Source organism: Dolichospermum sp. UHCC 0260 (assembly GCF_009711985.1).
Taxonomy (GTDB): domain Bacteria; phylum Cyanobacteriota; class Cyanobacteriia; order Cyanobacteriales; family Nostocaceae; genus Dolichospermum; species Dolichospermum lemmermannii.
In genome coordinates, this window is record NZ_VIKZ01000041.1 from 30,171 (window position 1) to 38,012 (window position 7,842).

7 protein-coding genes are annotated in these 7,842 nt (G+C 35.8%); 1 reads left to right on the top strand and 6 read right to left on the bottom strand.

The window, feature by feature from the left end; all coding sequences use genetic code 11:
• Positions 1-106: 106 nt before the first annotated feature.
• From lptC to metG, 3 genes are all read right to left on the bottom strand, one after another.
• On the bottom strand, positions 107-1,348 hold the full coding sequence (gene lptC, locus FJR08_RS15895) for an LPS export ABC transporter periplasmic protein LptC (protein ID WP_174783124.1): 1,242 nt from the start codon (positions 1,346-1,348) through the stop codon (positions 107-109).
• Positions 1,348-1,977 carry an NYN domain-containing protein gene (locus FJR08_RS15900; protein WP_148760765.1) on the bottom strand — a complete coding sequence of 210 codons (630 nt, stop codon included), beginning with the start codon at positions 1,975-1,977 and terminating at the stop codon, positions 1,348-1,350. Before FJR08_RS15900 ends, lptC begins: the two co-directional genes overlap by 1 nt.
• A gap of 223 nt (positions 1,978-2,200) precedes the next feature.
• Complete coding sequence (gene metG, locus FJR08_RS15905) at positions 2,201-3,796, bottom strand: methionine--tRNA ligase (RefSeq protein WP_168633817.1); 1,596 nt, start codon at positions 3,794-3,796, stop codon at positions 2,201-2,203.
• 720 nt (positions 3,797-4,516) lie between these two features.
• On the opposite strand from metG, the gene FJR08_RS15910 reads away from it, so the two are divergent.
• The gene (locus tag FJR08_RS15910) at positions 4,517-5,362 is read left to right on the top strand and encodes an alpha/beta fold hydrolase (RefSeq protein ID WP_148760761.1); all 846 of its coding nucleotides are present in this window, start codon (positions 4,517-4,519) and stop codon (positions 5,360-5,362) included.
• A 75-nt stretch (positions 5,363-5,437) separates the two neighbouring features.
• Here the strand turns inward: FJR08_RS15910 and FJR08_RS15915 are convergent, their stop codons facing one another.
• The 3 genes from FJR08_RS15915 to FJR08_RS15925 all read right to left on the bottom strand — a co-directional run bounded on the left by FJR08_RS15915 (position 5,438) and on the right by FJR08_RS15925 (position 7,137).
• On the bottom strand, positions 5,438-5,827 hold the full coding sequence (locus FJR08_RS15915) for a DUF1815 family protein (protein ID WP_168633818.1): 390 nt from the start codon (positions 5,825-5,827) through the stop codon (positions 5,438-5,440).
• A 621-nt stretch (positions 5,828-6,448) separates the two neighbouring features.
• Positions 6,449-6,895 (bottom strand): type II toxin-antitoxin system VapC family toxin, encoded by a 447-nt coding sequence (locus FJR08_RS15920; RefSeq protein WP_168633819.1) that lies wholly within the window; start codon positions 6,893-6,895, stop codon positions 6,449-6,451.
• Entirely contained in the window at positions 6,892-7,137 is a 246-nt protein-coding gene (locus tag FJR08_RS15925) for a hypothetical protein (protein ID WP_168633820.1), read from the bottom strand. The genes FJR08_RS15920 and FJR08_RS15925 overlap by 4 nt, the downstream gene beginning before the upstream one ends.
• Positions 7,138-7,842 lie beyond the last annotated feature (705 nt).

Below are 7,842 nucleotides of genomic sequence, written 5' to 3' on the forward strand. Positions count from 1 at the left end.
CCGTACAGTTGTCAGTTGTTAGGAAGAAGGGAGAAGAAGAAGATAATTTCTCCCCTACTCCCCTACTCGCCCTACTCCCCCTACTCCCCTACTCGCCCTACTCCCCCTACCTTCCTTCCTGGGGGATAATTTCTGTTACCACTCTGCGTCCAGAATTACCACCTTTGACAACAATATTTTCTGTTTCTAAATTACCGACGGCTGTTTCCCCTTGGAAAGTTAATTTTGGTTCAATTTGACGATAAACGATATTTCCCTGCGCTTCTAACAATTTTTTATCTAAATACCAAGTAAGTTGATTTGATTTTAAAGACTGACGACGTTGCCCAACTGCATTCACATTACCAGTGAGATATACCTTATTTTCTGGTATTTTCATTTGTCCCTGATTAGCAGTGACAGTGACATTTTCAGCAGATTGGAATATCCGAATGGGAGAATTTGTGGTGATATTTTCTTTCTTAATATTCCAGGTAATTGAGTTACTAATAATTTGTATCAATGGATCTAATAACTCTAATTTTGCCTGTGGTTGGAGAATGGCAATTTGAGTTTTTAAATTAATTTCTGCGGCATTACCGTTACCACGTCCAGTGATTTTGTTATCCTTATATCTTTCTATTTGGATTGGGCGATCGCTAAATAATTTCTCCTCCTTAATATGCCACATTAAATGATCAGTTCGCATTTGCAACTGTGGATCTGTAGATTTTGCGAATACTCCCCCTGAAAATTCTACCCGTTGTTCACGAGTTTTGATCTTTGCTTCTTGAGCTACAGCTTGTAATTGTTTATGACTACCATTTAACTGATTGCGAACAATCAATAAATCTTCTTGAGGTCGCCATTCTAACTCATTACCTTGGAAAACAATCCCATTGCGGGGATCGGTAGCTACAATTTTACCTTTAAGAAAAAGTTGCTTACCATCTTGCTTAATATCAGCCTTATCTGCTTTAATTTGGTAGACAACTTTTCCATCTTGGTAAAGTTCTCCTTGAGGACTTTCTGCCTCACCAATTTGCTTATCTGTAGTGTATTTTGCTTCTTTGGCTTTAACTTTCCAAATTGGTTTCCCTACCTCATCAAACTGTTCTAAAGCCACACCGAAAAAAGTTAACTTAGTGTCATCCTCCTTTGGAGATGGATTATCAGTTTTTGATTGAGTTGGTGATGGATTACCGCAAGCAGACAAGCATAAACCTAAACACAAGATCAAAGGCAGATAAAACAAATTAGTTGGTAATCGCAACCCAAAAAATGAATAAAAGTGGGGAGAATGATTTTTAGATCCCCTTTGATGTTTTGCATCTTGTCTTCTATTCTCCCTACCTTGTGCATATTGCATTATTCTGGAACTTCTAAATGTCTACTATTATCTCGATGATCGTCTAAAAAGCCCATACTAGACAATGGCCGATATGGATAACTTTGACGGGGAGTTTTTTGGATATCTTCTTTGATAGCTTCTAAATCAATATAGCGATCGCTCACATTAATTAAACTATCACTAGTCATAGAACGCAAACTCACCACCTCTACCCTCACACCACGATAGCTCACAGAATTGACAGCATAAGCCAAATCACCGTCACCGCTGACTAAAACTGCGGTATCATAGGAATCGCACAAAGCCATCATATCAACAGCTATTTCTACATCTAAGTTAGCTTTTTTAGAGCCATCTGGTAATTGCACCAAATCCTTAGCAATAACTCGATAACCATTGCGACGCATCCATAACAAAAAGCCCTGTTGCTTCTCATTTGTCCGATCTACACCTGTGTAGAAAAAAGCGCGTAACAGCCTTGATCCACCAGTTAAACGGCACAATAACTTAGTATAATCAATTTCGATTCCCAGTTGAAGCGCCGCATAAAATAAGTTTGAGCCATCAATAAAGATAGCCACCCGACCCCGATTTTCCAAAACTTGTTCTGGCGTAAATATTGAGTCGTTTTCAAAATTGTTCAACATTATTGTCATACCTTGTGTTGTTATCCCTGTGATGATAGAAATTTCTAACTATCTGCTTATTAGAGTTGCTAATGATAAGTCTCCGGGGCTAATACATCAGGAATCTTCAATCATCAGTAAAACTGTTTTGATTATTTACTTCCTTGATCTACTATTAAGATGTAATTAATAGCCCCGAATTCTTTGGTTTTTTAAGAAATTCGCAGTTCCCAAAATTAATCTTTTATTTTGATGTTTCTATCCGTTTAAAAACTGGTTTTGGTGTTCCCAATATTTGTTGTTCGGATAATATTCCCCAGGTTGAGTGGGTACAAAAAGGAGCTAAAATTGCACTTTCTTTTTGTTCATTAAAATTGATCCCCCAGCCTAATTGCTGATAAATATCACTGCTGATATTAGGAATAATTGGGGATAGAAGATAAGCTGCTAATCTTACAGATTCCAGAACCGCATATAGCACCGCTTCCACTTCCTCCTGTTTACCTTGTTTATATAATGACCAAGGGGCTTGATCATCTATAAATTTATTACTGGCTTGCACCAGAGATAAAATGTAGTGACAGGCTTCATTGAAAGCTAATGCTGTGTATGCTTGTTTCACCTTTTCTCCCAACTGTAACCCTATCGCTTTCAAAGGATTTTCCGATGGAATGTCTGAATGGCTAATGGACGGTACTTGACTAGCGCAGTATTTCTTCACCATGTTTAAAGTCCGATTTAACAAATTACCTAAATCATTTGCTAAATCTGCATTCAAAACATTAATGAACCTAATTTCATTAAAATCGCCATCTTTCCCAAATTCGATTTCCTTAAGGAAGTAATAACGAACGGCATCACTACCATAATTTTCCACTAAAGCGATAGGATCAAGAGTATTACCTAAAGTCTTGCCCATTTTTTGACCATCTTTAGTTAAAAAACCATGTCCAAATACCCTGTCTGGTAAAGGTAAAGCCGCTGACATCAACATTGCTGGCCAGTAGACAGCATGAAAGCGTAAAATATCTTTACCAATCAAGTGCAGATTAATCGGCCACCATGTTTGTAAAGCATTAGCTAAGGTTGGTTCTGCATCTGGTTCTAACAATGCTGTAACATAACCTAGCAAAGCATCAAACCATACATATAATGTATGTTGAGAATCCACAGGTACGGGAAAACCCCAATCAAGATTTACCCGCGAAATCGAAAAATCCTGTAAACCTTGGGTGACAAAATTGAAAACTTCATTTCGTCTGCTGACAGGTTGGATAAAATCTGGGTGAGATTGATAAAATTCCTCCAACTGAGTTTGATATTTAGACAAGCGGAAGAAATAGTTCTGCTCATCTCGCCACTCTACTTGTTTGTTAGTATGAATGGGACAGTGTTTATCTGCGAGTAAATCCCGTTCTTCCTTAAACTCTTCACAGGAAACGCAGTACCAACCCTTTTGTTCTCCTTGGTAAATATCGCCATTTTCCCAAACCCGCTGGAAGAACTCTTTAACTATGGCTTGGTGACGGGGTGCTGTAGTTCGACTAAAGCGGTCATATTGAATATCGAGTAAATCCCACAATCTGACAAAACTGGGGACAATTTCATCACAAAAATCCTGTGGTGGTTTTCCTAAACTCGCTGCTGAACGCTGAATTTTTTGACCATGTTCATCTGTACCTGTAATTAGTAGCACCTGATGCCCCTGCAAGCGATTAAATCTGGCTACTACATCCGCTGCTATAGTTGTATAAGCACTGCCAATATGGGGGACATCATTGACATAGTATAGTGGTGTGGTCAGTGCAAAAGTCTTTTCTGTTTTATTCACAAGATTCATGGACAATAAAAGCAAATTATTATTAATCAGTTTTCTCTATTAATAATCTAGATTATCTAGACAAAACTACGCAATTATATAACATTGCTACTGTTTTTTTCAAACTCCTTCTGGATGATAACAAGTTTATGGACTGAAGAATTGTTTAATTACTTCTATAAATTCACCTGATTTCTGGCCAAATCAGCGAAAGTATTTACTAATTAATAATCATGGTAAAACCTGTTTCTTGCATTGGTAGTTACAGGGAATACACTAACTGAAACTCTAGCGATATAAATAATTGTGTGGATCTAATTCCCATATCAGATTCTCCCAGTAATAGTTGACAAAACTGTTAAGCATTAAGCATTAAGCTAACAGCTTTAAAGGTGAAAATACAGAAAATTAACCATAATTTCCTGGGTGTAAGCTGTAACTTCCAGGAAATAAATATTTCCTTTTCTTTGTTATTCCTGCTTTTGGCTGACTGCTAATAGTTGAATACAGCACCAATCTGACACTATTGCCAGTGAGGAGGATTTAACGCTTTCACATACTTATATATGATGAATACAAATCGCCATAAATTCTGTAATCATGGTTTCAGAGTGGGTTATTTTTTATGTGGAAAGGTTGATTTTAGACAAAGCAAAAAGGATAAAAATTTCGGCACAATCCCTATCTGGATAACGGAAAGGGTAAAGTTAAAGATAGAGTAGACGAATAAAAATCAGCAAAATGCCAGCAGTTGATCCTCAACCTTGTTTTTTAACTCCAAAACCAGTACAATCAAATTCCCCGTTATTCATCTATTTACCAGGAATGGATGGGAGTGGTGAATTATTGCAAACCCAAATCTCTGAATTAGCCTCTTGTTTAGATATTCGTTGCTTGGCTATACCCAAAAACTATCTTGCGACTTGGGACGTTTTAGCAAGGAATGTTTTGGACTTGATTCACGCTGAATTGGAAACAAGCTGTCAACGCCCAATATACCTATGTGGTGAATCTTTTGGTGGTTGTTTAGCAATGCAAGTCGCAATTCAATCACCGCAGTTATTTAAACGGATTATTTTAATTAATCCCGCTTCATCTTTGCACCAGCAATTCTGGTTTAATTGGATATCCCAGATGACTCAGTTTGTGCCATCATCCCTATTTAATCTGGGTGCATTAGGGTTATTACCGTTTCTGGCATCATTAGCACGGATTTCTCAAAGCGATCGCTATAGACTGCTTACAGCTATGCGTTCCCTGCCCTCAGCAACGGTAAACTGGCGTTTATCATTGCTGCGAGATTTCCACGTTGATAAGAACGATTTACAACGGCTAACACAAGAAATTTTACTCATTGGGAGTGGTAGCGATCTTTTATTGCCTTCCGTCAGTGAAATCGCCAGATTAGCGGAGATATTACCAAATAATCGGACATTTCTCCTCCCAAATAGCGGTCATGCTTGTTTACTAGAGAAAGATGTGAATCTCTATCAAATTCTCAAAGATAACGATTTTTTAGAATTTAATATTAATACACCAAAATTTATCACATCAACAGCAAGTTCCATGATCACCAAGTCTATGTGAAGCTTAATTACGTTACTACAGGGGCAATTCATGTACCTGGCTTTCTGAAGAAATTGCCCCTATAATCTGTAATTACTATCGGTGGGTTTTCCCACTTCCCACAGTATTCTGTAAGATCCGTTTGCCTTTGGGAGATGAATACCCAGTATTTTTAGAGGTTTGTATTGCCTCTTTGACAAGGGTAGCTAGTTCTTCTAACTGGCTAATCGCTTCCGCACCTTCTAATTTCATTAATTCCCGATCATCACGCATTTCTGTCCAAGTAATTCCATAGTCGGATACTAAAAAGCGAATTAGATGGTTGTCTCCTAAGCTGACCATGAAGGATGCACTGTTCATCTGATTGCCGCAAGTATAGCAGGAAGCAGGATAACCATGCCGTTCTAGTACAACCGCTAAGGCTTGCAAATTCATTACCAAATCTTGAATAAATTGTCTATGTTCGTTTGCTAGTCTTAAAAACACTTGTCCCTCCAGACACCACAGTCAGTTGAGTTTATTTTATATTTTCTTTAGATTTTCTCATAAACTGGCATTGTAGAATAGTATTCACAATTTTTAGCAGTTTATGAGTTCGTTAATTAGTTAACTTGTTTAGGTTAGTGGATAACGATTCTTTAAGCAGTATCAAACTATTCAATTTTTCAGGTACTTATAGCAAACACAGGTACTAAAATTTACATTTTGGTTTCCCCGATCTGTCAGAATCGTACTTGATAAAATTGAGACGTTTTTAGCCTAACTTAAATCCACTCATAGTCAAGTTCGTTAAATCTATGTATTGAACTATCACAGACGATATAAAGCTGAATTGAGATGATTTATTCACTCTAGCACTTATTTTCGTTGCTTGTATTTTTGTCTCCATTTCAAATAAACCTCATATCATATAACATAGATTGAGATTAACGCAACTAGTAAATATACTTAGTTAATACATTACTTTTAATATATATATATTTTTAATCTCCGCTATAACACTGATCTTAATATGAGAGAAGCTGGTTTTCAGAAAGTATAATATTTTGTCTGAATCAGGATAACCAGGATTATAGGATTAACAGGATAATTTTACTCGCAATATTCTTAGCTATTAATACTTTGAGGATGAATAATGGTAATTTCTGGAACAGCTATAAAATCTTTGGGGTTTAAAGTTAAAATATGGCTGATATTATGAGCAAGCATCACTGCTAATATGTGTATATCGTGAGTGCGTTTACCAGAAATATTATATGTTGTTACTAAGTTCAACCAAATAGAAAATACATCTGGTGTTTCTTCTATTAAATCAAATTGATTTATTAGCATTTGTACTGCTTGAGTAGTTTGTTCTATATTCCATCCTAAGCCATTAACGTTAACAGGACGAGTTGCAACAACCCAAAATTCAATAATTACTTGAGAGGTAATAAAACATTGACCACCTCGTAATAAAATTTCAGAAATAGTATTCCGTATCAGGTTGTATTCCAGAGATTGAAAATTTGCAAATCTAAGAATAATATTGGTATCAAGTAAATAGCTTTTCATATTCCTCTATCATCATAAATATTTTCTCGACGCAGTGCTTCATCTGATAGTGTAATACTACTTTGAGGAAATTGAGATAACCATTCTTGAAATTGTGCTACTTTTTCCTCTGATGTTAAATTTTGCTGTTCTGCTGAGGGAATTATATTTCTGTGAGAAAGTTTAGATAAAAAAAGTTTTTGATCTTCGGGAGTTAATTTGGAAACAATTTCTACAAGGGAGTTAACAAGTTGTACATTCATAATTATTTATGTCATTTACCAGGTTATAGGCAATATTGTACTGTATTTTAATTATAAACTCTAAACTGTCAGAATCAGGATATCCAGGATTTAAGGATTTATAGGATTGTTATTTGATGATTAATGACTCAGTTTATAATTTTTTGTCAGAATCAGGATAACCAGGATTAAAGGATTGACAGGATTGTTATTTGATGGTTGATGACGATTTACTTAATAGACATCTGGTGAAAATTAAATATGCGTGACTTACAACCCTTGTAGAGAAGTTCCATGGAACGTCTCTACATTCTTTTCTGGAGATGTCTAATATTTTGTCTGAATCAGGATAATCAGGATTATAGGATTTACAGGATTGTTATTTGATGATTACTAGACATAAATGATGTATTGATTATTACAGTAATTTTATACAAATTAACCTTTTGTCTGAATCAGGATAACCAGGATTCTAGGATTTACAGGATGGTTATTTGATGATTACTAGAGGTAAATGATGTATTGATTATTACAGTAATTTCATAAAAATTAACCTTTCTCTATCCTAATCATCAACAACTAACCAATAATCAAACAATCACATCCTGTACATCCTTAAATCCTTGACATTCTGATTCTGACAATCTTAAAATTATGTAAACAAATAACGAAATGCCCTAAATATGCTATTTTAAATACAGCATACATGAAACCAACGATTAACCA

Bases quoted from the DNA above. Each gene is read 5' to 3' on its own strand.
- lptC (WP_174783124.1), bottom strand. From the start codon at position 1,348: ATGCAATATGCACAAGGTAGGGAGAATAGAAGACAAGATGCAAAACAT.
- FJR08_RS15900 (WP_148760765.1), bottom strand. From the start codon at position 1,977: ATGTTGAACAATTTTGAAAACGACTCAATATTTACGCCAGAACAAGTT.
- metG (WP_168633817.1), bottom strand. From the start codon at position 3,796: ATGAATCTTGTGAATAAAACAGAAAAGACTTTTGCACTGACCACACCA.
- FJR08_RS15910 (WP_148760761.1), top strand. From the start codon at position 4,517: ATGCCAGCAGTTGATCCTCAACCTTGTTTTTTAACTCCAAAACCAGTA.
- FJR08_RS15920 (WP_168633819.1), bottom strand. From the start codon at position 6,895: ATGAAAAGCTATTTACTTGATACCAATATTATTCTTAGATTTGCAAAT.
- FJR08_RS15925 (WP_168633820.1), bottom strand. From the start codon at position 7,137: ATGAATGTACAACTTGTTAACTCCCTTGTAGAAATTGTTTCCAAATTA.